The organism is uncultured Thermomonas sp., from assembly GCF_937872235.1.
GTDB classification, from domain to species: Bacteria; Pseudomonadota; Gammaproteobacteria; order Xanthomonadales; family Xanthomonadaceae; genus Thermomonas; species Thermomonas beijingensis.
The window spans coordinates 1-24,460 of the sequence record NZ_CALMPC010000080.1; the positions used below are offsets into that span (position 1 = coordinate 1).

The window sequence follows — 24,460 nt, forward strand, 5'->3', positions numbered from 1 at the left end:
AATCGATGCGTGTGCATGTGGAAGCCATGCTGGCGTTCCACGCACAGGGCATCCCGACCGTCGATTACGGCAACAACATCCGCCAGATGGCGTTCGATGTGGGCTGCGAGGGCGCGTTCACGTTCCCCGGCTTTGTGCCGGCGTATGTGCGCCCGCTGTTTTGCCGTGGCGTGGGTCCGTTCCGCTGGGTGGCACTCTCGGGAGACCCCGAGGACATCTACAAGACCGATGCCAAGGTCAAGGAACTCATCCCGGACGACGCCCACCTGCACCACTGGTTGGACATGGCGCGCGAGCGCATCAGCTTCCAAGGCTTGCCGGCGCGCATTTGCTGGGTGGGCCTGGGCCTGCGCCACAAGCTGGGCTTGGCGTTCAATGAAATGGTCCGCAATGGCGAATTGAAAGCACCGATCGTCATTGGTCGCGACCATCTGGATAGCGGCAGCGTGGCCTCGCCCAATCGCGAAACCGAAGCGATGCGCGACGGCAGTGATGCGGTGTCGGACTGGCCGCTGCTCAACGCCATGCTCAATGTTGCCGGTGGCGCCACCTGGGTCAGCCTGCACCACGGTGGCGGGGTGGGCATGGGCTATTCGCAGCACAGCGGCGTGGTGATTGTGTGCGATGGCAGCGAAGCCGCCGGCAAGCGCATCGCCCGCGTGCTGTGGAATGACCCCGCTACCGGCGTGATGCGGCATGCCGATGCCGGCTACGAGATCGCGCAGCAATGCGCGAAGGAGCAGGGCCTCAAGCTGCCGATGCTGTAAGCCGATGCGCCGCCTGCCGGGAGTGCTGCTGACGCTGGTCCTGTGGGCGCTGGTCGCGTGGCCGGCGCTGGCGCGGGACATCCGCGTTCCCGCCGGACTGCACGGCGACGGACGCGCGATGCCGGCGCTGGCGCGCGAGGCGCTGGCCGCGTATCGCGGCGAGCATCCGGGCGATGCCGATCCGGGCGTGCTGTTCCGCTTGCAACTAGCGGCGGGGCAGTACCGGGAGGCGCTGGCCAGCATCGACGCGGTGCGCGCGCGCGGCGGCGCGGGCAGCGGCTGGCTCTATCTGCAATACGAACTGCATGCGCGGGCGAAGCTGCTGCAGGCGCAGCAGCGTGTGCCATATCCGCAGGCGTGGCGCAGTGCGTTCCGCGACCGCTTCGGTACGCTCGACGACGCGACCGCACTGCAGGCCGAGTTCGCCTTCGGCGGCAACCTCGTGCGCATGCGCGCCGATTTCGACGCGGCGCGCGCGGCGCAGGCGCACGGAACGATGCCGCTGGCGGATGCGCTGGAGCTGATCCGCAAGTACCAGGTGCAGGACGCCTATTCGAGCTTCGTCCCCCTGTTCGCCGCCGCGCTGGCCGAGGACGACGCGCGCCGCTACGCCATCGACCGCGACGCGCTGGTGCGCACGCCGGACGGCGCGAGCATTTCGACGCTGGTCGTGCGTCCGGCCGGCGCGCAACCGCTGCCGACGCTGCTGACCTTCACCGTCTACGCCAACGACGACTGGGCCTGGGCCGACGCCAAGAAGATGGCCTCGCGCGGTTACGTCGGCGTGGTCGCCTATTCGCGCGGCAAGGGACGCAGCCCCGACGCCATCGTTCCCTTCGAGCGCGACGGCGACGACGCCGCGGCGGTGATCGACTGGATCGCCGCGCAGCCCTGGAGCGATGGGCGCGTCGGCATGTACGGCGGCAGCTACAGCGGCTTCACCCAGTGGGCCGCGCTGAAGCATCGGCCGAAGGCATTGAAGGCCATCGCCACCTCGGCCACCGCCGCGCCCGGCATCGACACGCCGAAGGAAGGCGGCATCTTCCTCAATTTCATGTACGCGTGGCCGGCGTACGTCGCCAGCAACCGCGCCCTGGACGACGCCGACTACGGCGACGCCGCGCGCTGGGCGCGCGTCAATCGCGACTGGTATGCCAGCGGCCGCGCCTACCGCGATCTGCCCACCATCGACGGCACGCCCAATCCGCTGTTCGCCAAATGGCTGACCCATCCGGCTTACGACGCGTACTGGCAGGCGATGATCCCGCAGGGCGACGCATTCGCGGGCATCGACATCCCGGTGCTGGCGACGACCGGCTATTTCGACGGCGCGCAGATCGGCGCGCTGCACTACTTCCGCGAACACCTGCGGCATCGCCCGGATGCCGACCACACGTTGGTGATCGGCCCGTACGAGCATTTCACGATGCAGACCGGCGTGCCGCCGGTGGTGCAGGGCTATCCGCTCGATCCGTCCGCGCGTATCGACCTGCAAGGGCTGCGGCTGGACTGGTTCGACCACGTGTTCAAGGGCGCGCCGAAGCCGGCCCTGCTGGCCGACCGCGTGAACTGGCAGGTCATGGGCGCGGATGCGTGGCGGCACGCGCACACGCTGGAGGCGATGGCGCCGCGCACGCAGCGGCTGTATCTGGTGCCGGGCGCCAGCGGTGCTTCGCACGCGCTGTCGGCGCAGGCGCAGCCGCAGGCCGTCAGCGTGCAGCGCGTCGATTTCGCCGACCGCAGCGACGCGGACTGGACGCAGCCGCCGAACGTCGTCAACACCGCGCTCGATCCGCACCTGGGCCTGGCCTTCGTCGGCGAGCCGCTGCCGCGCGATGCCGAACTGTCCGGCCCGTTCTCCGGTGCGCTGGAGTTCACCGTCAACAAGCGCGACGTGGACGTCGCCATCGGCGTGTACGAACTGAACGCCGCCGGCGAATACCTCGACCTCGCGTTCTGGCTGCAGCGCGCCAGCTACAACGCCGACCGCCGCCAGCGCCATCTGCTGACGCCGGATCAGCCGCAGCGCCTCGACGTGCGCGACACGCGCCTGCTCGGCCGCAAACTGGCCGCCGGCAGCCGGATCGTCGTCGCGCTCGGCGTCATCAAGCAGCCCGACCGCCAGCTCAACCTCGGCAGCGGCAAGGAGCCGTCCGACGAAACCGTGGCCGATGCCGGCGCGCCGCTGGAGATCCGCTGGCACGGCAGCAGCTATCTCGATCTTCCCTTGCAGGACGTCCCATGACCCGCGTCGCCATCCTCACTCCCGATCCGGCGGAAGTCGCGTATCCCGACCTGTGGCCGAAAGTGCTGGCGCGCCTGCAACGCGCGCTGGACGGTGCGGGCATCGAGGCCGTGCCGACGCCGTGGACGGCGCACATGGACGATGCGGCTGGCCTGCGCGATTACGCCAGCGTGCTGCCGCTGCTGGTCTGGGGCTACCACCACGACGCCGCGCGCTGGCAGCGGGCCTGCGCGACCTGGGAGCGCGAAGGCGTGCGGTTGGCGAACCCGGCGAAAGTGTTGGCTTGGAACACCGACAAGCGCTACCTGCGCGAGCTGGCGGAACGCGGCGTGGCGATTCCACCGACCACGTTCACAGATGCGTTGTCGCAGAATGTGGTCGAACGCGCCTTCGCCGACACCGGCACGGACGAACTGATCGTCAAGCCGGCGGTGTCCGGCGGCGCATGGAAGACGCGGCGGCTGCGGCGCGGCGAAGCGGTCGGTGCGACGGACGGCATGGCGATGCTGCTTCAGCCCTTCCTTCCGACCATTGAAACCGAGGGCGAAACCTCGCTGCTGTATTTCGGCGGACGCCTGAGCCACGCGGTGAACAAGCGCCCGGTGGCCGGCGAGTTCCGCATCCAGGAGGAATTCGGCGGCCAGTACGCGCTGGTGCCCGAGCCGCCGGCCGCTGCGGTGGCGCTGGCAGAGCAGGTGCTGCAAGCCGTCGGCGAGCCGCTGCTGTACGCGCGCATCGACATGGTGCCGGATGCCGACGGCCGCTGGCTGTTGATGGAAGCGGAGCTGATCGAGCCGGATTTCTACCTGGGTGTGGATCCACGCCACGGTGCTGGATTCGCGCAGGCATTGGACAACCTCATTCGCGCCCGCGATGTGCGTTAAGCCGCAATCTCCAGCCAATGATTGCTGGGCATGGAATGACCAAACAGGAAGCCTTGCCCACGCGTGCAGCCAAGCTCAACCAACTGCAGGCGTTGCGCCTCGGTTTCTACGCCTTCTGCAATGACTTGCAGCCCTAATGATGCGGCCATCGCCAATACTGCGCGCACCACGGCAGCACTTCCACCGGCAGCCTCTGGTTCGAGGTCGCGCACAAACGAACGATCGATCTTGATCGCGTGCAAAGGGAAGATATGCAGGTAGCTGAGCGAGGAATAGCCGGTACCAAAATCATCCAGCGCGGCCATGACGCCGGCATCGCGTAGCTGGGCCAGCGTTGCCAGAACTTGATCGGGGTTTTCCAGCATCGCGTCTTCGGTAATTTCGATACGGATGCTGTGATGATCGACCTGATTGCGATCCAGTTGTGCCAGCAGGCGTTGGGCCAGGTCCGGTGCGTGGAAGCGTCTGGGTGAGACATTCAGCGTGACATAACGGTCACCCTGTGCAAGCGCTGGAATGGCCTGGCAGGTCAACGACAGCATTTGCCAATCAATTTGCTCGATGATTCCGGTGTCTTCTGCCACTTTCAGGAATTCACCGGGAGCCAACACCCCGCGGGTGGGGTGGTGCCAGCGCAGCAAGGATTCATAGCCAACGATATGACCGGACTGCAGATCGACGATGGGTTGAAAATAGGGTTGGAATTCATGTCGCGTGACTGCGTGGCGTAGCTCGCTTTCGAGCTCCAGCAAATGCAGCGCTTCCTGATGCAGGCGTTCGTCGAATAGCGCAAAGCACTGGCGACCGCGTGACTTGGCACGATACATCGCCACGTCTGCATCGCGCAGCAATTCCTCGGCCTGCCGATAGCGGGACCCGCCCAAGGAAATACCAACGCTGGCGGAAGTGAAAAGTTCCTTGCCATCAATCAACATCGGCTCGGATAGTGCGTGGATGGTGCGCTGTGCGGTATGACAAGCATCTTCAGGCCCATTCAAGCCGGTCATCAGAATGGCAAACTCATCCCCACCCAGCCGCGCCACGATGTCTTGGCCACGGATGCAACGAGACAGCCTATGGGCGGCTTCTTGCAACATCTTGTCGCCGAACATGTGGCCCACACTGTCGTTGACCACCTTGAATCGATCCAGGTCGAGGAACAGCACGGCAAAGATTTGATGCTGATCACGGTGGAAGCGCGCCAACGCCAGCTCGAGCGCATTGAGCAAGCAGGCACGGTTGGGTAGGCCAGTCAGCGCATCGTGCAAGGCCTCGTGCTGCAAGCGTTGTTCGGCCTGTTCACGCACTGTGATCTGCTCACGCAACTCATCCACGACCTTGGCCAATTCTTGCGTGCGATCTTCGACTCGGCGCTCCAGTTCGGACTGGGCTTTCTTGCGCTCCAGCGCGGTCATGATGTGCTGCGCCACATACGCCAGTAGTGCGCTGTCCTCCATGCTGTAATGCACGCCATGTTCGTAAGTTTGCACTACCACTGCGCCGCGCACGCCATTGTCATCGATCATCGGCACCCCCAGAAAATCCAGCGCAGGCGTGCCAAGGCCAATGCCGGTAGCGATGTGAAGCTGCTCGGCAACCTTGCGCGCGGGCCCATGCACGGGTTTGCCATGGCGGATCAAGCCCAACGTGAGGCTGTCCTTCATTTCTGCCGCCGGCATTTCGCGGTCAATTTCGTAAAAGTTGATGTCCTTGGCATCAGCGAAGTAGATGAAACGCACACTATCGTTGCCCGAGTCATATAAGGCGATATAGAAGTTGTGTGCGTACATCAACTCGCCCACGGTGAGGTGGATGCGCCGCAACATGTCTTCCATGCTCAACTGGCTACTGGCCAGATCGGCGATGGAATACAATGCGGCCTGCAATTTGGCCACGCGTTTGCGTTCGCGGATTTCTTCGGTCAGGGCTTGAGTGCGTTCCTCTACGCGGTGTTCGAGTTCATCCCGCGCTTGCCGTCTGGTCAGCGCAATCAGGATGTGATGCGATACAAATTGCAGCAGGGCCTGATCTTCCAAAGTGTAGCGTTTGGGTTGGTCATAGCTTTGCAGCACGATCGCACCCCGCACCAACCCATCGTCGATCATCGGTACGCCCAGCCAATCGGCGCTCTCGGGCCCGCATTCTTCGGAGGTTATGGGCAGCCCGAATTCCGCGCTCACCTTGCGCGATGGCCCCATCGCCGGGCGTCCGGCGCGAATGACGCTCAAGGTCAAGCTGTTGCCTAGTTCCTCCGCGCTGAATTCGTGCTCGGGATCGACGATACGCGGATCTTTTTCATCGGAAAAATAGATGAAGCGAATGCTGTCTTTGCTGCTGTCATGCAGGGCGATGAAGAAATTGGGTGCATACATCAATTCACACACCACAAGGTGGATGCGGCGCAGCATGTCCGACATGTCCAGTCGTGCCGATGCGAGGTTGGCCACTTCGAACAGGGCGGCTTGCAGCCGGGCCGTCTTGCCTAAGCGGTCTGCCGCAAGCTGCTGATCGCGCAGTTCGAGTGCAGTGCGGACCCTGGCGGCGATCAGCACCAGGAAGTCGGCCCATTCGGAGGACGCAGGATTGAACTTGCGGCCGGTCACCACACCTTCGGCGGACATCCAGGTACCGGGCGGTGTGCCCACAAGTTCAAACTGGTACGGCCGCTTGTCCGACGCGAGTCGCGGTGCATGCAGTGGCACCACGGCATGCGTGTCGTCCGCCAGTGGCGAGCTGCCCACCGTCGTTGCGACCCAGTGCAGGCGCAGTTTACTCAATCCAAAGCGTGACTCGGCTTCACGCGCAGTGAGAACCTCGATGTCATCGAGACTGGTCGTGGAAAACAGCGCCGATACGAAGTCGATGCCTGGCCCAGTCCCTGAGCCAGCGCCCCCCGCATCGCGCGGCCCCCCGTATTGGACGCGCGTGCTCATCTTGGATTCGAGTGTACGCCTATTTCAGGTGAGCATATCCCTCTGTGCATGGAGCGAGATGGCAGCAAAAAAGTCGCCACGGGGGATCATGATTTGCAGATGAAAACAGGCCGTCGACGTGGCTATCCGCCGCGCCACAGCAGCCCGCCGTAGACTGCCAGCGAGACCAAGACGTAGCCGTTGTTGACCCACTTGCGCCGTACCTGGCTGTCACGGCTGTGGGTGATGTCCAGCAAGAATTGGCGCAGCAAGAAGGTGTACAACACGTAGTACAAAAACGGGGTGACGTGTACCGGCCAAGGGTAGTTGTCGATGTTCTTGCCAAATCGTGCCAACAGCCAACCAATTTGCGAATAAATGCCAAGGATGCCGAGCGCGGCATTGATGAACATCCACCGGATTTCATCGCGACCGAAAATCAGCAGATAAAACGCGATGTACACGACAATCGCGATGCCGCCATGCAAATACAGAAACGTCAGGTCCGCATGCTCGGGTGCGTAGGCCAAAAGAAAGCCTGACAGCCCGAACATCAACATGTGAATGCCGAAGAACGGATAGATGAACCACCTCTGCGAGTGCATTTTGGCGGCGGTGTCGAAATCCTCGCGCTTGAGTTGGGTCATCGGCAGTCCCCTGAGTGCCTACGCATGATGCACCTGCGCGGTTGGGGTCAGAGCAAACTGACCCGAAATTTGCGCCCCTTGATCTTGCCGGCGCGCAGCTGCGCCAGCGCGTGCCTGGCGTGATTGCGGGCGATGGCCACATAGCTGCGGGTGGCAAATACGTCGATCTTGCCAATGCTGTCCTTGTGCAGGCCGGCATCGCCGGTCAGTGCGCCCACGATATCGCCGGGGCGCAGTTTGTCGGTGCGGCCGGCGTCAATGCGCAAGGTGGCCATCGCTGCCTGCGGCACGCCGCTGGGCTTGCCGGCCAGCGCGTCGATGCGTTCGAAGCGGATCGGCTGACCTTGGCGTTCTTCGATCAAACTTGCGCGATTGCGTTCGCTTGCGGCCACCAGACTCAATGCCAAGCCCTTGCGGCCGGCGCGGCCGGTGCGGCCCACGCGGTGCAGATAGGTGTCGGCATCGGTGGGTAATTCGTAATTGATGACCGCGCCGATATCATCGATATCCAGCCCGCGTGCGGCCACGTCGCTGGCCACCAGCACCGTGCAGCTGCGGTTGGCAAAGCGCACCAGGACTTCTTCGCGCTCGCGTTGCTCCATATCGCCATGCAGGGCCAGCGCGGTGAAGCCGTAATGTGCCAGCGAGCCCACCACTTCCTCGGTGTCACGGCGCATATTGCAAAACACCACCGCCGAATCGGGGCGGAACTCCAAGAGCAGGGCGGCCAGTTGTGGTGCGCGGCGCGCAGGCTCGGCATCGAAGAAATGCGCGGCAATGGTGGCCGGTTGCGCACCGCCATCCACGCTGACCTCCAGCGGTTCGCGCAACATGGCAGTGGCCAGGCTGCGGATGCTGTCCGGGAACGTGGCGGAAAACAGCAGGCTCTGGCGTTCTTTTGGGGTGCGTTTGACCAGTGCGCGGATCGGTTCCTCGAAGCCCATATCAAGCATGCGGTCGGCTTCATCCAGCACCAGCGTGCGCACGCCGCGCAGGTCCAGTGCATCTTTTTGCACCAGCTCCAGTACCCGCCCCGGCGTGCCCACCACCACATGCGGCGCATGCGCCAGCGAGGCCAACTGCGGTGCCAGCGGAATGCCGCCGCACAGCACCGACAATTTCAGGTTCGCAATCCCGGTGGCCAGCTTGCGCAGCTGCTTGCCCACTTGGTCGGCCAGCTCGCGGGTGGGGCAGAGCACCAAAGCCTGCGTGCGCAGGCTGCCGGCGTCGATGGCGTGCAGCAGGCCCAACCCGAATGCCGCAGTCTTGCCGCTGCCGGTAGGGGCCTGCGCGATCAAGTCGCGGCCTTGCAAAATCGCAGGCAGGGCCTGCGCCTGGATGGCGGTCAGGGTGGTGTATTCAAGCGCATCCAGACCCGCACGTAGGGTGGGGTCGAGCGCCAGTTCGGCAAATGCGGTGGGGAAGGTCATTGCCTATGATCGCAGGCAATCGGCGGGAGGGGGGGATTTGTATGGGGTGATGTTGCCGCAGTGGCGCGGTGGGTCTTGCATTTTGCTTGGCCGAGGCCTTTTGAAGTGGCGATGGTCACTGCCGCTGCCTTCGACTATGCCCTGCCGGTGGTGCAGGCATGGGCCGTTGTGCAGTCACATGTCCGGCGCGGCAGTAGCCGGTGTTGACGGCAGTACGCCGGCTGACGGCACGCTAGTTCACCCAAGGTTATGGGCAGACCGTGGAGGTGGCCCTAAACTTGGCTTGCCTCTTTCATGTGTGATGTTCTCGATGCGCCTGCGCTGGAGTTTGTTGTTGCTGTACCTGCTGGCCGGCGCCTGTAGTCGTCAACCCGCGGCTGTACAAACCAATGCGGGGCCGCTGGAGCCGCCTGCACAGGTGGTGCAGCGCAAGGAGCAGGCTGAAATTGATTGGTCGCCGGTGCGGTTGGAAGCCGGCGATGCGTGGGTTGATTGCAGCGCGGACTACCGCCAAGGCGATGGTCGCCCGGTGTTGTCGCTGGCTTATCTAGACCTGCGCAACACCATGCAAGACTGCCGTACCTCGGGGCTGATTCGGCTGCGCTACAAAGGCAAGGTGTCGGCCAGTTTTGCGGCGTTGGCCGAGCGAGTGGGCAAGGTGGCCAGTGATCTGGGAGTCGGCAAGCGCATTCTCGATATTGATTCGGGTGGTGGTAGCGTGGAAGCAGCGATGCGTGCCGGCGATGCCATTGGTGAGAACGATTGGACGATCTGGGTGCGTGGCGATTCGGTGTGCCATAGCGCCTGTGTGCTGCTGCTGGCGGCTGGCGATATGCGCGTGATCGTGGGCCCGGTGGGGGTGCATCGAATGATTCGGGTTAGGTCCACCGCGACCTCCCGCAAGGAGTTGGGTGAAGAATTGCGTCGCCTCAGCGAAGAATTGCGCAACTATCTGGAGCGCAATGGTGCTTCCATCGAAGTCTATGATCTGATGACTACGGTGCCCAACCGTACCTTGCGGATTCTTACCGATGATGAGTTGGAAAAGTTTGGCCTGGCCGGGGCCAACGCGGTGGAAGATGATCTGGATCGCATTCGCCTGGCGCGCCGTTGCGGGATTGAATTTTTGCAGCGGCGCGATGATTTTCGACGTGCATACGAGGCGCAGTGCGTGGCACCTGCGGACGCGGCACACCAGGATGTGGCCGATATCAACACCTGTGGCCTGACACTGCGCCACCGATACGGCTTTCCCGACCCGAAGTGTCCGGTGGAAAGCCCAATGGCCGAACTGGATGGCGCGGTGTTGGCGATGCCCGTCTCAACACCGCCCGAAGAAGCCCTGCAGGCCAAGCATGAAGACGAGCAGGCGGTGGACAGCAACCTGCCAAGCGTTGCACAACCGGGCAAGCCGCATCCTGAAGTTGCGCACCCGTGATCGACTCAGCGCCCGCCGCCACCACCGCCGCCGCCGCCACCGCCGGAAGAACCACCACCGCCGCCGCCTGAGCTGCTTCCAGGGGGGGTGGATGCCGAGGCAATCGACGCACTGAAACTGCCGCTGAGCCCGCTGGTGAACTGGTTCATGCTGGAAAATGCGCTACCGCTATACCAGCCCATCTGCGCAGTGGCCTGCTGTGCGGCGGCTGCGCCCACGGCGGCGGTGAATTTTTTTGTCCACGCGTCTTCCACGTCGAGTGCGATGGCATAGGGCAGGAGTGCCTGGAATTGATCGGAGTCCAGCGAGGGTGCCTGCATGCGCGCCAGATCGTCACGCTCGGCCACGCTGAGGTAGCGCTTCAGGCCATCGACTTCATCCAGCAGCTTGCGGCCTTCCGGGGTAGGTGCGGCGAGCAGGATTCCAAACCAGACCAGCATCATGAACATTGCGCCACAGGTCACAATCAGAACAACGGTGCCGGCACCGTTGGCGATCACGAATGCCGCGATCATGCCGGCAAGGCCAATCAGAAACGCCCAGCCCGAGGGGCCGCCGTTGCGCTTGAACATGCGACCGTTGTAGGCAGCATTCAGCGATTTGAACAAGGCGAGTTTGGCAGCCATCCATTTTTCGCGATTGGCGGGTGTCGCTGCCAGTGTCCTGGAGGATGCAAACAGCGACTGGAGCAACTCGCGCTGCAGCTTCGGCAAGTCTTCACCGGGCTGCAGCTCGGTGCGTTGCAGCGTCCACTCTTTGCTGCCAAGCAGCTTGGGTTCGCAGGAGATGTGGATCAGTCCCTTGATCGCCATGTCCACCAGATCCGCGGTAAAGCCAGCGTCATCGGGTGCCATCTTGCGGATGAAGCGCAGCGCTGAAGGCGGATAGCCGGCCGGGGGGGTGTAGCGGGCGATGATGATGCCCGGGTCGGGGTCGCGGCCGACGCGCAACCAACTCAGCAGCAAGTAGCAGAACATCAGCAGAAACGTGCCGAGCCCGAGCAGGATGGCTCGGTTGTCATGCAGGAACCAGCGCACGTATTGCCCGGTGGAAGGCTTGGCAATGATGCCCTTGGGAAAGCGCAGCACTATCGTCACCCCTTCGTGCGGCATCAGGGGTTGCGTCAGTATCCAGCGCGCCACGCCGGGCTCGGGAATGGAGGCGGCATAGCCTTGCCCCTTGCTGCCTTGCGCGCCGGTATAGCCTTCGGCCTGCATATCGGCCACTGGCACCGGCTGTGGCAGATGCACGCTGACGCTGGCGTGCTCGATGGGGAAATCCCAGCCGGTACCGATGGCATTCCAGTACAGCTCATCGTGATCGCTGAAAAAACCGACCTGGCGATTGGTGCGATAGCGCAGGGTGTATGTGTAAGTCGCGGGTACTTTCAGGAAATCATCGTTGCCAAAATTCACCCGAATGCCGTTGGACATGGATTCGGTAAACCACGGCTCCGCTTGAGCGTCGCGCTTGAGGCCGGTGACGTCGAACCCGACCACCACGTTGTTGCCGTAGCGGTCCTTGTAGCGAGTCGGAAAATCGCGATACAGACCGCGCCGAATCTGGACGCCCTGCGCCACCACGCGAATGGTTTCGGTGACATCCAGCGTGTTGTTTGCATGCGCGGTGACGTCGATGGCATACGACAGGATGCGTTCGCTGCCGCTGCTGGGATTGATTTGCGCCACAACGTCCTCGCTGCGGGGTGCGCTTGCGGGCGAGTGGGCATCCTGAGCTGGCGTGGTCTGCGCCAGCGCTGGAAACGTCAGCAGCGCCGCAAGGCATAGCAAGCGTCGTGCGAATGGATGATTCATCGGCCCAGCTCCACGTTTGGCGCCTGCTGGCTACCGTTCTCGGTTTGAAAAAACTCTGCGCTGCGAAAACCGAACACGCCGGCAATCAGCATGGCCGGAAAACGCTGGATGCCGTCATTGAAGTCGCGTACCGCGCCGTTGTAGAAGCGACGCGCATATTGCAGATGGTCTTCCACCTCCACCAGTGCCGCCGACAGCTGCGCGAAATTCCGGTTGGCCTTCAACTCCGGATAGGCTTCGCGAAGTGCGATCAAGCGGCCCAGCGCTTGCGATAGCGCGTCTTCGGCCTGCCCTTGTACGGCTGCGCCATGCGCCGATTGTGCTTGTGCACGCAGCTCAGTCACCGCGGCAAGCGTTGCGCGTTCGTGGGCGGCATAGCCCTTCACGACTTCGACCAAGCGCGGCACCAGATCGTGCCGGCGCTGGAGTTGCACGTCGATATCGGCCCAAGCGGTGCGCGATTGGTTGCGCAGCCGTACCAGCCGGTTGAACGTGAGCATCACCCACAGTGCCGGCACGGCACACATCAAGACAACCACTATTGCCATTGCCGCGTTCCCGGTTGCGTTCAAGCATGGTAAACGCAGATTGCAGGTCAGCGCGGCAGTCCGGGCCAATCGCGCAGTCAAAACGCCAAGACCTTGTCCGGATTTTCATTCCGACCCCAGGGCAGGGTTCCGCAATTAATCGCGTTCGAACTGCCGCAGATCTTCAAGCTGTGCCAGCGCCTTGCGCAGACTGCCGCCGGTCAGGCTGTCATCGATCTTGCGGCCCAATTCGGCCCGTTCCGGGCGGCGTGCCCAGCGGTGGAACCAGCCCGTTGCCAGCAAGCCCACGATGCCGATAGCGTAGCCACTGACCACCAGCGAGGGTGCTTTGGCCAGCAAGTCCACATGCCCCAACCCGGCCAGCACTTGCAGCAGCGGAACCCACAAGAACCACCATGGCAGGCCGGCCAGCATGCCGCTGCGGATATACAGGCTGCGGGCACGCAGGAGTTGCTTTTGGATATCGAGCACCGGTTTGCCGTAGTCCACCTTGCCCAGCTGGCCCAGCACCACACCGGCACAGGTGATGGTCAGCACGCCATAGGCATGCACCAGCACGCCGGCGACAATCGTGGCGAGATGCACGGGATGGCTCATCCACAGCAGTGCGGCAAGTGCGATGAATGGCAGTGCAAACAGGATCTGTGCGATCTGTCCCCAGACCAGTGGGCGCAGTGCGCGGCGGGCTTTGTGGGTGCTGCGCTCATGCAAGGCGTGCAGCTTGAGCCGGTTGTCCAGTTCCAGGCGGCGGTCGAGGATCTGCCAAGCGGATTTGAAGTCGTCGAGTTCCATGATCGTGTCCATGTGGGTGATTGCAGTCAGAGGGTTTGCTGGATGCGCTGCTTGAGGCGTCCGATCTTGGTGGAGACATTGCTTTCGCTGATGCCCAGAATGTCGGCGATCTCGCGCTGTGGTCGTTCGTCCAGATACAGCAGCAACAAGGCGCGATCGAGCGGGGCTTGCTGCTGGATGAAGCGTTGCAGCAGCAAAAGGTGATGCCGGTGCTCGTGGTCGCTGGTATCGGTGCCGGTAATCTCGTGCAGGTCGGCATCCAGTGGCACGGCGTCGTGGCGCAGGCGCATGCTGTGTTCGCGCACATGGCTGATCGCCACGTTCAAAGCCACCCGATACATCCATGTGCTGAAGCTGCGCGCGGGGTCGTAGCGTGGCCATGCGTGCCACAACTGGGTGGCGATTTCCTGCGCCAGGTCGTCGCGATCGTCGGCTTGCCACGCATAGCTGTTGGCGACTTTGAACACGATGCCGCGGTGTTGCTGCAACAGCGTGCCGAAGGCCTTGCGTGGGTCATCCTGGGTGTTGGAGGCAATGGTGTGCATGGTGCTCCTGGCGCGGTGAGGGCGCGTGTCGAACCATGATTCGTACCAGGGCGGGCATTCTCACACCCGGCACCAAGAAAATGTCAGCCTTCGGCCGTCACCCGGATCTCGACAGCACCTGCTTGCACCCGCTGCCCGGCGCGGATTTTGGCGGTCTTGCGCAGTTCCACCACGCCATCGACACGCACCGCGCCGCTGGCTACCAACTGCTTGCCGGCACCGCCCGAGTCGCACAGGCCGACCAGTTTCAATAATTGGTTGAGTTCGATGAATTCGCGACCGGCATCCAGTGCGAAGTGGAGTGCTTGCTTGTGCTGATTCATGGCAATGGGATCCGTGCGCGTTGGCCGTTGCGTTCGATCACGACGCCATTGCGTTCAATCGCAATGACACTGAGTGCGCCGCTGCGATCGCCTTCGCCCATGCGTTGACCGTCCAGAATGACAAAGCGCCGCGCCGGGTCGGCATCCCACATATGCATGCTCAATTTGACCGCCGGCAAGCTGGTGTCTCCGATATCGGGGGCGTCATTGCTGGCAACCGGCCGTGCGGTGTGGGCGGGTGCTGGTGGGGCAGGTGCAGGCGAGGGTACCGTGGCCACCGGTGGCGGTGGCGGCAGGATGGACGCGTCGGGGCGGGCCATGGATGCCGCAGGCGTTGTTGCGGGTGCCAGTGTGGGTGCGGCCGGGACCGGGGCCGGAGCGCGCACGGGCGCAGTGGGCTGACTCATGGTAGGGAGGGCAGATGCCGCTGGCGCTTCTGGAGTTGGCGGCGAACGTGTGGCGACGGATGGCGTGGCCGCAGCGGTATGGTCGCGCACGGCCATCCGGGTGCCCAACCACACGCCCAGTGCCAGCAATGCCGCCGTGCAGAGCAGTACCGGCCATAGCCAGGTGGGCATGCCGCGGCTGGCGCGGGGGGCGGGAGGGGGCAGCTCCAGGGCAACGTCGGGCGTGCTGTCGCGGCGGCGTTCGGCTTCGGATTTACGCAGGGCTTCCAGAATCAGGGACATCGGTTCAATCCAGTGCGCGCAACAGGCGCGGGCCGGGCAGGCCATTGGCCAGCGCCATCAGGGTCAACGGACCGGCCACGCCGTCCGTCGGCAGGCCGCGGGCATTTTGGAAATTGCGCACGGCATCGCGCAGAGTGGTGTCATAGGCGGCATCAGCACTGGCCGATTGCGGCAACAGGCGCAGCCACAGCCAGTTCACGGCCGGGCCCACGCTACCCGTAGTCGGGGGGGTATCCAGCACCGCCGGGCCGCGCCACAGCCCGGCATAGCTGCCATCCCATTGGGCTTGCAATACCTGCCGATCCACATCGAACCGCTGGCCGCCAAGCTCCAATCGCACACTGCGCGCATCGGCGCCGAGTAGCAGTGCCCAGGCACGGGTATTGCTGGCATGCAGACGCAGCAGGATCGGGCGATCGACCGCCAGCAGCGTGTCCAGCCGGCTACGGCCTTGGACGCAGTGCACTTGGTCTTGCAGCCGCTGGCATGGACCGGCCGGATCCACGGTGATGGCATTGGATGGCAGTGACCACTGCGCCAGCAGTGCTTGCCATGCCGGCAGCGGCGATGCCCCGGTTGCGGCGATGCGTCTGCTGAATTGATCGGCATCGAGGCTCTGCGTTTTTTGCGTGCGCGGATTGCCGGTGGTTGCCGATGCGATGGCGGTGGGTGCTGCGGATGCCGGCGCACTGCGCCACTGCACGACGGCAAACCCCAATGTAGCCATGGCCGCAACAGCTGCGACAATCGCCAGCCAGCGCCAATGGTGCGATTGCATCACGGGTGGCAGCACTTCATCGGCGGCAAGGTCGATGAGCTTGGCATCAATGCCGGCGGCATCGCGCGCATACCCGGCCAGTAGCGCGCGTTCGGCAATCACATTGAGCAAACGTGGCACGCCGCCGGAGCGTGCGTGCAGGCGTGCCACTGCTTTGCCATCTAATGGAAAGCGGGTGCCACCGGCCACGCGCCAACGATGACGCAAGTAGGCATCGGTTTCTTTCGCATCCAGCGGGGCCAAGTGGTAGCGCGCGGTGATGCGCTGCGCCAGTTGGCGCAGTTCGGGTTTGCCCAGCAAGCTGCGCAATTCGGGCTGGCCCAGCAGCAGGATTTGCAGCAGCTTTTGGGTGTCGGTTTCCAGATTGGTGAGCAGCCGCACTTGCTCCAGCGTGTCGGCCGGCAGGTTTTGAGCCTCGTCAATCAACACCACCACGCGCAGGCCTTGCGCATAGGCCGCAAGTAAGAACGCATTGAGCGCGTCGATCAAGCCCTTGGCGCTGCCGCGCTTGCCGGTGATGTCGATGCGCAATTCTTCGCAAATCGTTTCCAGCAGCTCGATGGCGTTTTGCTTGGGGTTCAGTACCAGCGCGATGCGCGCGTGCTCGGGCAGTTGTTCCAGCAGCAGTCGGCTGAGCGTGGTTTTGCCGGTGCCCACTTCGCCGGTGAGTTGCACAAATCCGCCGCCACCGCCTTTGTCGATGCCAAAGAGCAGATGCGCCAAGGCATCCCGGTGGCGCTCGCTCAGATGCACGAAGCGCGGGTCGGGGGTGATCGAAAACGGCGGCTCGGTCAGGCCGTAATAGCGCAGATACATGGGCCTAGCGTGCCATGTCTTGGCGTGTTCTGTCTTGCCTCACTGCCGAGTTCTAATCGGCAATGTGGTGGGCTTCGCTCACGCCCACCTGCTCGGTGTGAACAGGTTTGCGCCGGGCAGCCAGCAAGCCTTGTGCAAACACCACGCCCAGGATGATGGCCACGCCAAGATAAAATTTGGCCGATAACTGCTGCTGCTCGCCAAACAAAATCGCGGCCAGCACGATCGCGTACACCGGCTCCAGGTTCACCGATAGCTGCGCGGTGAATGCGGATAAATGGCGCAGCGCCACCAGGCACAGTGCAAACGGCAGCAAGGTGCAGGCCAGCGCCAGCAGCAACAGCCAGAGCACATCCATGCCCGTAGGCACTACCAGCAGAGGCCCGGCAAATGCGGGGACCAGCGTCGGCATCAGCGGGGCCAGCAGGCTCAAGGTGAGCGTGCCTGCGCCCAATTCCAATGCCGTGACGGTCAGCGGATCGCCGGCATCCACCATGCGCTTGTTGAGGCTGCTGAACATCGCCACAAACAGCGCCGACACCACCCCGGCCACGATCCCCGCGTGCATGTCCGCGGGGACCCCGCCGACCACCAACCAAATGCCGGGCAGCGACACCACGCCCAGCAATAAATCACCCGGGCGGAAGCGTTGGCGGGTAAACAGCGGTTCCAGCAGTGCGGTGATCGGCGTGGCAAACGCAATGCAGGTTGCGGCGACCGAGGCATTGGCCAGCTTGATCGCGCCATAAAACGTCAGCCAGTGCAGCGCCACCAGCACGCCAATCCCGGCATATGCCCAGCGCGTGCGTGCCGGCATCGCGGCCAACCCGCGCCAGACCTTGGGTAGCAGCGCCAGCGTGGCCACCACAATCAGCATCCGCCACCACACCAGCGGTAGCGCCGGCAGGGTGATGAGCTTGCCCAGAATCGCGGTGAAGCCCCATAGCAGGACACAAAAATGGATTTGCCAGAGGGCGCGGGTGGTGTTGGGCAGGGTGTTGAGGGCGGACATCGTCCCATTATCCACGGCAGCACGATTCCATAGTTTCCAACATCCCGGCATGACCGATGGCGCATCCCATGGCTGGGCGGCTGCGGCATACTTCGCGCTTTCGATGGATAGGACGCGTTGCCATGCGGATCGCCCCACTTGCTTTGGCTTTGCTGTTGGCGCTGGGTGCCGCCAGCCCGGTGCTGGCGCAGCAAGCGCCACCGATTCGGGTGGACGACACGGCAGCGCCACTGGCCACGCAACTGCCCGATGCGGCGCGGCTGGCGCGCTTTGATGCGTTCGTCGCGGATGTGCAAAAGCGCTTCGACGTGCCCGGCGTGGCGGTGGCCATCGTCAAGGACGGGCAGGTGGTGATGGAGCGCGGCTACGGCGTGCGCGAGTTGGGCAAGCCGGCCAAGGTGGATGCGCACACGATGTTTGCCATCGCGTCCAACACCAAGGCATTCACCGCTGCCTCGCTGAACATGCTGCAGGACGACGGCAAACTGAAAACCACCGACCGCGTCATCGACCACCTGCCGTGGTTCCGCATGAGCGATGCCTACGTCACGCGTGAGATGCGCATCCGCGACCTGCTGGCGCACCGCAGCGGTCTGAGCTTGGGGGCAGGGGATTTGCTGTATTGGCCCACCACCACGTATTCCAGCCGCGAAGTGGCCGAGCGCCTGAAAGATGTGCCGCTGACTGGCGGTTTCCGCGAGCAATATGCCTACGACAACATCCTGTTCGGGGTGGCCAGTCTGGTGGTCGAGCAAGCCTCGGGCATGCCCTACAAGCAGTTCCTGCAAAGCCGCATCTGGCAACCGCTGGGCATGACCGAGACGCGTTTCAACAGCGATGATCTGAAGCCTTCCGACAACGTGGCGGTGGGCAACGCCAAGTTCGATTTCAAGGACCTGCGCCCGGTGGGCGTGACAACATGGCGCAATGTGTCGGGTGCGGGCGGTATTTATTCCAGCGTGCATGACCTCACCAAGTGGATGAACGCGCAGCTGTATGGCGGCGTGTATGCGGGCAGTGGCGAGACGGCCAAGCGCCTGTTCTCCGAGCAGCGCCAGCGTGAAATGTGGACGGTGCTGACGCCGATCCCGGTGCGCCCTGCCGCAATCCCGGAGTTGGTTGCGGCCACGCCCAATTTTTCCGGCTATGGGCAAGGCTGGCAGTTGTCCGATTACAGCGGCAACCGGCTGGTGTGGCATACCGGCGGTTGGCCGGGTCAGGTCTCGCGCTTGACCTTGGTGCCGGACAAGAAGATGGGTGTGATCGTGTTGACCAGCGCCGAAGTGGGCGTGGCTTTCAACGCAATCACCTATGAAGCGCTGGACATGATGCTGGGCAACAGCGGCCACGACTGGCTGAAGGGCTACGGCATCGCCTTCGAGAAATCGCAGGGCAACGCCGACGCCGACTGGCAGAAGCACGTCGCCGCCCGCGACGCCGACAGCAAGCCGTCGCTGCCGCTGGCCAAGTACGCCGGCACCTACCGCGACCCGTGGTACGGCGATGTCGTGATCCGCCAGGGCGCGAAGGGCCTGGAGATGCAGTTCAGCAAGACCGCCGAGCTGCTGGGCGACATCGAACACTGGCAGCACGACAGCTTCATCGTGCGTTGGCGCGATCGCGGCCTGAATGCCGATGCCTTCGTCAATTTCACCTTGGACGCCGACGGCAAGATTCGGGAAATGCGGATGGAGCCGGTGTCGCCGCTGACCGATTTCAGCTTCGACTTCCAGGACTTGCGGCTGGTGCCGGTGGCGGCCCGGTGACGACGTGCCGGGTGTGCGTGGCGCGCCCCGCCGGCTCCACGCGACAACGGGGCGGGCCGGGCCGGCATCAGACGTCGGGCCAATCCAGCGTGCCGGCCACCACCGGCACCGCGCGGCCACCCGACCACACCTCGCCGTCGGTATCGACGGTGAGCTCGATGATGGCGTCGAAGCCCACTTCGCGGCCCTGGCTCACGCGGTAGAAGCCGTCGTTGCCCGGCAGGGCGCCGCGTTCGGCCAGCCACGCCGCAAGGGTGGCGTTGGCCGCGCCGGAGGCGGCGTCCTCGAAGCGCGCAGGTGCGCCGACGAAGGCGCGCACGGCAAAGTAATAAACCGGATCACGGCTGCGCGCATACACGAACAGGCCCATGCTGTCGGTGGCCTCGGCCAGCGCGGCGATGGCATCCCAGTTCGGGGTGGCGCTGCGCAGGTGCGCTTCGCTGGCGAGTTCCACCAGCCACCAGCGGCGACCACCGTCCATCAGCACCGGCGGCAGGGCGCCCAGGTCCAGCCCGGCCAGTGCGGCGGCCAAGCGCGCATCGTCGGGCGCGGCGATGTCCTGCGCGCACGCACGTGGTGTGCGCACCGCCACCGTGCGCGCCGTGCCCTCGCCGCGCACGCGCAGTGGCAGCAGGCCGGCGATGCCTTCCTGCACCAGCAGGCCGTTGCGCGGCGTCACCAGCCCTGCATCCAGCAATGCGTAGGCGGTGCCGACGCTGGGATGGCCGGCAAACGGCACTTCCCGGCGCGGGCTGAAGATGCGAATGCGGTGGGTGGCATCGGGCGAGGTGGATGGGAACACGAAGGTGGTTTCCGGTAGCCGTGTCCAGCGGGCGATGGCCTGCATCGCGGCATCGCCCAGTCCCTCCGCATCCAGCACCACGGCAAGCGGATTGCCAGCTCCGGGGCGCGAGGCGAAAACATCCAGTTGCATATAACGACGTGTCATGTTGCGATGCATCATCCAAGCGTGTAGGGCCGCTAGAATGCCTGACGTCGCAGCTTTCGCGACATCCCCTTCCGCAACCCATTCAGATGCCATGTCGTCGACATCCCCCGTCTCCACAGATCGCTGGCTTGTCCTCAAGTTTGGTGGCACATCGGTCTCGAAACGGGCGCGTTGGGACAACATCGGCAAGCTCGCCGCTGGCCGTGCCAAGGACAACGATGCGCGGGTGCTGGTGGTGGTGTCGGCACTGTCGGGCGTCACCAATGAGCTGACCGCGATTGCCGATGGCGCGGTTGATAGCGCACAGCGCGTGGCCAAGTTGGAGGTGCGCCATCGCGAATTTCTGGCCGAACTCGAACTCGATGCCGATGCCGTGCTGGGTGCACGCCTGGCCGCCCTGCATGGCTTGCTGACCGACCCGCGTGCCGCCACCCGTCCGCTGGATTGGCAGGCCGAAGTACTGGGGCAGGGCGAGCTGCTGTCTTCCGCCCTTGGCGCGGCGTACTTGCATGCGCAGGGCTTGGACATCGGATGGATGGATGCCCGCCACTGGTTGGCCGCGCTGCCGCCACAGCCCAATCAAAGCGCATGGTCGCAGCGGCTATCCGTCAATTGCCAGGCACAGGCCGAGGGTGATTTCCGCCAACGCTTTGCGCAGCAGCCCACGCGCTTGCTGATCACGCAGGGCTTCATCGCCCGGCACCAGGATGGGCGCACCGCGATTTTGGGGCGTGGCGGTTCGGATACGTCGGCGGCGTATTTCGGTGCGTTGCTGGGTGCCCAGCGAGTTGAAATCTGGACCGACGTGCCCGGCATGTTCAGCGCCAACCCGCGTGAAGTGCCGGATGCGCGCCTGCTGACGCGCCTGGATTATTACGAGGCGCAGGAAATCGCCACCACCGGCGCGAAAGTGCTGCACCCGCGCGCGATCCGCCCCTGCCGCAACAGCGGCGTGCCGATGGCGATTTTGGATACCGAGCGCCCGCAGTTGCCGGGCACCAGCATCGACGGTGATGCCGAGCCGGTGCCGGGAGTGAAGGCGATCAGCCGCCGCAATGGCATCGTGCTGGTGTCGATGGAAGGCATCAGCATGTGGCAACAGGTCGGCTTCCTCGCCGATGTGTTCGCGCTGTTCAAGCAACATGGCTTGTCGGTAGACATGATTGGTTCGGCCGAAACCAATGTGACGGTGTCGCTGGATCCATCCGAGAATCTGGTCAATGGCGACGTGTTGGCGGCGCTGTCGGCCGACCTTGCCGGCATCTGCCGGGTCAAGATTATTGTTCCGTGCGCGGCGATCACCTTGGTCGGGCGCGGCATGCGTTCGCTGCTGCATAAATTGCAGGATGTGTGGGCGATGTTCGGGCGCGAGCGCGTGCACCTGATTTCGCAATCGTCCAACGACCTCAATCTGACCTTTGTGGTCGATGAATCGGCCGCCGATGGCATGTTGCCGAAGTTGCACGCGGCCCTGATTGATTCCGGCGCGATGCCGGTGCATGAAGCGGCCGTGTTCGGCCCGCGTTGGCGCGAGATTGAAGGCAGCTTCCGGCCGCGCCCAGCGCGCTGGTGGGAAGCCGCCGGCGCGCAGGCGGCGCTGCTGGCCTGTGCCCAGCAAGGCACGCCGCGCTATGCCTATCACTTGCCCACCGTGCGAGAGCGGGCGCGCCAGCTGAAAGCCATTGCGGCGCTGGATCGGCATTTCTATGCGATCAAGGCCAACGCGCACCCGCAAATTTTGCGCACGCTGGTGGACGAAGGTTTCGGGCTGGAATGCGTGTCGCAGGGCGAGCTGGATCGCGTGTTCGCAGCCGTGCCCACATTGGCACCCGAGCGCGTGTTGTTCACCCCCAGTTTCGCGCCGATTGGCGAATACGCCGCCGCGCTGGCGCGTGGGGTCAACGTCACCATCGACAATGTGGAGCTGCTGCAGCAATGGCCAGAGGTGTTCCGTGGCCGCAAGCTGTGGCTGCGCATTGACCTTGGGCATGGCGATGGTCATCACGAAAAGGTCAACACCGGCGGCAAGCAGTCCAAATTCGGGTTGTCGGCGCAGCGCGTGGACGAGTTGGTCGGTCTTGCACGCACCTTGGATGTGCGCATCACTGGCGTGCATGCGCATCTGGGCAGCGGTATTGAAACCGTGGGCCACTGGCAGGAAGTGGTGGACGAGCTGGCCGGCTTTGCGCGCCGCATCGGCAGTGTGGAAATTTTGGATTTGGGTGGCGGTTTGCCAATCCCGTACACCGAAGACGACGAGCCCTTTGATCTGCAGACTTGGGCAAACGGGTTGGCCGCCATCAAAGCCGTGCACCCGGCGTTCCAACTGGCGATCGAGCCGGGCCGCTTCCTGGTGGCCGAGGCCGGTGTGCTGCTGACCCATGCCAATCAGGTGGTGGAAAAAGACGGCGTGCTGCGGGTGGGCCTGGACGCTGGCATGCATACCCTGATCCGGCCCGCGCTGTATGACGCCTGGCACGACATCGGCAACCTGTCGCGTTGGAATGATGCGATCGTGCAGGACTTCGATGTGGTCGGCCCGATTTGCGAATCCAGCGATGTGTTCGGCCAACGGGTCAAGCTGCCGCAGGCTACCGCCGCCGGTGATGTGATGGTGATTGCCGATGCCGGGGCCTACGGGTTCAGCATGGCAAGCACCTACAATCTACGTTCGCTGCCGGCAGAATCGATTCTGCCCAGCGCTTGAGATGGCAAGAAACGAGACCATGACCGACTGGATTTTCAATCGCGACACCATTGGCTGCTTCCGCTTCATGCGTTGCGCGTTTGATACGCAGACCGGCGTGGCGCAGTTGGTGTATGCCTTCGATGACGGCCCCGAGCTGACCGAAACCGTGACCCTTCCGGGCGCGCCATTTGCGCTGGATGCACAGCGCGAGGCCGCCGCTCAGCGTGCGCTGCGCCTGCTGCATCTCATCGCCGGGGTGAGTTATTACAAGGCAGCGGTGCCTTCCGGGATTCGCATTGATGACTACAGCATCGATGCCGAAACCGCTGCACTGTTGGAAGAGATCTATCACAACGGCTTGGGCGAGTTCGCCTACCGCAATGGTTTGGAGTTGCGTGGCAAGATCCGGTTTCCGGTTGCGGCATCGAATGCTGCCGCCGCGCCCACACTGGGCCTGCGTACGCACGCATTGGTGGCCATTGGCGGTGGCAAGGACTCGCTGGTCAGCATCGAGGCGCTGCGTGCCGAGGGCGTGGAACAGACCGTCACCTGGATCGGCGGTTCGCAGCTGATCGCCGCCTGCGCCGCGCACACCGGCCTGCCCACGCTCAATATCGGCCGCCAGCTTGCGCCGCAATTGTTCGACTTCAACCGGCAGGGCGCGTGGAACGGGCATATCCCCGTCACCGCAGTGAACTCGGCCATCTTGGCGTTCGCGGCGGTGGTGTCGGGTGTGGATCAGGTGGTGTTTTCCAACGAACGTTCGGCCAGCTACGGCTCGATGATCGTGTCCGCCGACGGCACGGTCACCGGCGAGGTCAACCACCAGTGGTCAAAGGGCTGGGCATTTGAATCGGCATTTGGCGACTACTTGCAAACGCATGTGGCCGCGGATTTGCAGTACTACTCCTTGCTGCGCCCACTCAGCGAGCTGGCGGTGGCGCGGCAGTTTGCCAAGACCGACCGCTATGACGCGCATTTTTCCAGCTGCAATCGCAACTTCCATATCCTGGGTGAACGCCCCACCAGCCGCTGGTGCGGGGTCTGCCCGAAGTGCCATTTCGTGTTTCTGGCATTGGCCCCGTTCCTGCCCAAGCTGCGCTTGGTGGGTATCGTGGGGCGCAACCTGCTGGACGATGCCGCGCAACAGGCGGGCTATGACGCGCTGTTGGAATATGGCGACCACAAGCCGTTTGAATGCGTGGGCGAAGGCCGCGAATCGCGTGCGGCGATGGCCACCTTGGCGCAGCGCGCGGAATGGCGTGAAGACGTGCTGGTCAAACGCTTTGCCAATCAGATTGCACCGCAGTTGGATGCTGGCGAATGGGTGATCGAGCCACTCTTGGCATTGAGCAACGAACACCGTATCCCCGCCGCGTTGTGGGAGCGTCTGCGTGTCCGTTTCGCTGCCTGAGC

General features: G+C 63.8%; 19 protein-coding genes. 7 read left to right on the forward strand and 12 right to left on the reverse strand.

The genetic code is table 11. The features are described 5' to 3' along the window. The 3 genes from hutU to QWB57_RS06975 form a co-directional block, all read left to right on the forward strand. Positions 1–767: urocanate hydratase (hutU, locus tag QWB57_RS06965; RefSeq protein WP_288968922.1), on the forward strand; the 767-nt coding region annotated here is incomplete at its 5' end. Positions 768–771: 4 nt separating this feature from the next. Continuing rightward, positions 772–3,012 (forward strand): CocE/NonD family hydrolase, encoded by a 2,241-nt coding sequence (locus QWB57_RS06970; protein WP_288968924.1) that lies wholly within the window; start codon positions 772–774, stop codon positions 3,010–3,012. After that, on the forward strand, positions 3,009–3,896 hold the full coding sequence (locus tag QWB57_RS06975; protein ID WP_223628313.1) for a hypothetical protein: 888 nt from the start codon (positions 3,009–3,011) through the stop codon (positions 3,894–3,896). The genes QWB57_RS06970 and QWB57_RS06975 overlap by 4 nt, the downstream gene beginning before the upstream one ends. Here the strand turns inward: QWB57_RS06975 and QWB57_RS06980 are convergent. From QWB57_RS06980 to dbpA, 3 genes are all read right to left on the reverse strand, one after another. Next, positions 3,893–6,829 carry an EAL domain-containing protein gene (locus tag QWB57_RS06980; RefSeq protein WP_288968926.1) on the reverse strand — a complete coding sequence of 979 codons (2,937 nt, stop codon included), beginning with the start codon at positions 6,827–6,829 and terminating at the stop codon, positions 3,893–3,895. The genes QWB57_RS06975 and QWB57_RS06980 overlap by 4 nt on opposite strands. Positions 6,830–6,951: 122 nt before the next feature. Beyond that, entirely contained in the window at positions 6,952–7,455 is a 504-nt protein-coding gene (locus QWB57_RS06985) for a hypothetical protein (RefSeq protein ID WP_223628318.1), read from the reverse strand. 47 nt (positions 7,456–7,502) lie between these two features. Further along, positions 7,503–8,885, reverse strand: coding sequence for an ATP-dependent RNA helicase DbpA (gene dbpA / locus QWB57_RS06990; protein WP_288968928.1), 1,383 nt, complete (start codon positions 8,883–8,885; stop codon positions 7,503–7,505). A gap of 283 nt (positions 8,886–9,168) precedes the next feature. Here dbpA and QWB57_RS06995 point away from each other — a divergent pair, with 283 nt between their 5' ends. Next, on the forward strand, positions 9,169–10,323 hold the full coding sequence (locus tag QWB57_RS06995) for a hypothetical protein (protein ID WP_223628323.1): 1,155 nt from the start codon (positions 9,169–9,171) through the stop codon (positions 10,321–10,323). Positions 10,324–10,328: 5 nt separating this feature from the next. Here QWB57_RS06995 and QWB57_RS07000 read toward each other — a convergent pair whose 3' ends face one another. From QWB57_RS07000 to QWB57_RS07035, 8 genes are all read right to left on the reverse strand, one after another. Then, on the reverse strand, positions 10,329–12,137 hold the full coding sequence (locus QWB57_RS07000; protein WP_223628325.1) for a DUF2207 domain-containing protein: 1,809 nt from the start codon (positions 12,135–12,137) through the stop codon (positions 10,329–10,331). After that, on the reverse strand, positions 12,134–12,685 hold the full coding sequence (locus QWB57_RS07005; RefSeq protein ID WP_223628329.1) for a LemA family protein: 552 nt from the start codon (positions 12,683–12,685) through the stop codon (positions 12,134–12,136). Before QWB57_RS07005 ends, QWB57_RS07000 begins: the two co-directional genes overlap by 4 nt. A gap of 135 nt (positions 12,686–12,820) precedes the next feature. Next, positions 12,821–13,489 carry a serine/threonine protein kinase gene (locus QWB57_RS07010; RefSeq protein WP_288968929.1) on the reverse strand — a complete coding sequence of 223 codons (669 nt, stop codon included), beginning with the start codon at positions 13,487–13,489 and terminating at the stop codon, positions 12,821–12,823. 14 nt (positions 13,490–13,503) lie between these two features. Then, positions 13,504–14,022 carry a sigma-70 family RNA polymerase sigma factor gene (locus QWB57_RS07015; protein ID WP_288968930.1) on the reverse strand — a complete coding sequence of 173 codons (519 nt, stop codon included), beginning with the start codon at positions 14,020–14,022 and terminating at the stop codon, positions 13,504–13,506. Between the two features lie 83 nt (positions 14,023–14,105). Then, a complete protein-coding gene (locus QWB57_RS07020) occupies positions 14,106–14,345 on the reverse strand; it encodes an RNA-binding S4 domain-containing protein (RefSeq protein WP_223628336.1) in 240 nt (79 codons plus the stop codon). Beyond that, a complete protein-coding gene (locus QWB57_RS07025; protein ID WP_288968932.1) occupies positions 14,342–15,034 on the reverse strand; it encodes a general secretion pathway protein GspB in 693 nt (230 codons plus the stop codon). Before QWB57_RS07025 ends, QWB57_RS07020 begins: the two co-directional genes overlap by 4 nt. A 4-nt stretch (positions 15,035–15,038) precedes the next feature. Next, a complete protein-coding gene (locus tag QWB57_RS07030; RefSeq protein WP_288968934.1) occupies positions 15,039–16,628 on the reverse strand; it encodes an ExeA family protein in 1,590 nt (529 codons plus the stop codon). A gap of 52 nt (positions 16,629–16,680) precedes the next feature. Then, entirely contained in the window at positions 16,681–17,640 is a 960-nt protein-coding gene (locus QWB57_RS07035) for a DMT family transporter (RefSeq protein ID WP_223628343.1), read from the reverse strand. Positions 17,641–17,762: 122 nt separating this feature from the next. On the opposite strand from QWB57_RS07035, the gene QWB57_RS07040 reads away from it, so the two are divergent. Beyond that, positions 17,763–19,406, forward strand: a complete 1,644-nt coding sequence (locus QWB57_RS07040; protein WP_288968936.1) for a serine hydrolase — start codon at positions 17,763–17,765, stop codon at positions 19,404–19,406. A 67-nt stretch (positions 19,407–19,473) separates the two neighbouring features. On the opposite strand, the gene QWB57_RS07045 is transcribed toward QWB57_RS07040, so the two are convergent. Further along, complete coding sequence (locus QWB57_RS07045; RefSeq protein ID WP_223628348.1) at positions 19,474–20,355, reverse strand: PhzF family phenazine biosynthesis protein; 882 nt, start codon at positions 20,353–20,355, stop codon at positions 19,474–19,476. 91 nt (positions 20,356–20,446) lie between these two features. Here QWB57_RS07045 and QWB57_RS07050 point away from each other — a divergent pair, with 91 nt between their 5' ends. Together QWB57_RS07050 and murL are read left to right on the forward strand one after the other, a co-directional pair. Beyond that, positions 20,447–23,062, forward strand: coding sequence for a bifunctional aspartate kinase/diaminopimelate decarboxylase (locus QWB57_RS07050; protein ID WP_223628350.1), 2,616 nt, complete (start codon positions 20,447–20,449; stop codon positions 23,060–23,062). Between the two features lie 19 nt (positions 23,063–23,081). Beyond that, entirely contained in the window at positions 23,082–24,458 is a 1,377-nt protein-coding gene (murL, locus tag QWB57_RS07055) for a UDP-N-acetyl-alpha-D-muramoyl-L-alanyl-L-glutamate epimerase (RefSeq protein WP_223628353.1), read from the forward strand. Positions 24,459–24,460: the final 2 nt, after the last annotated feature.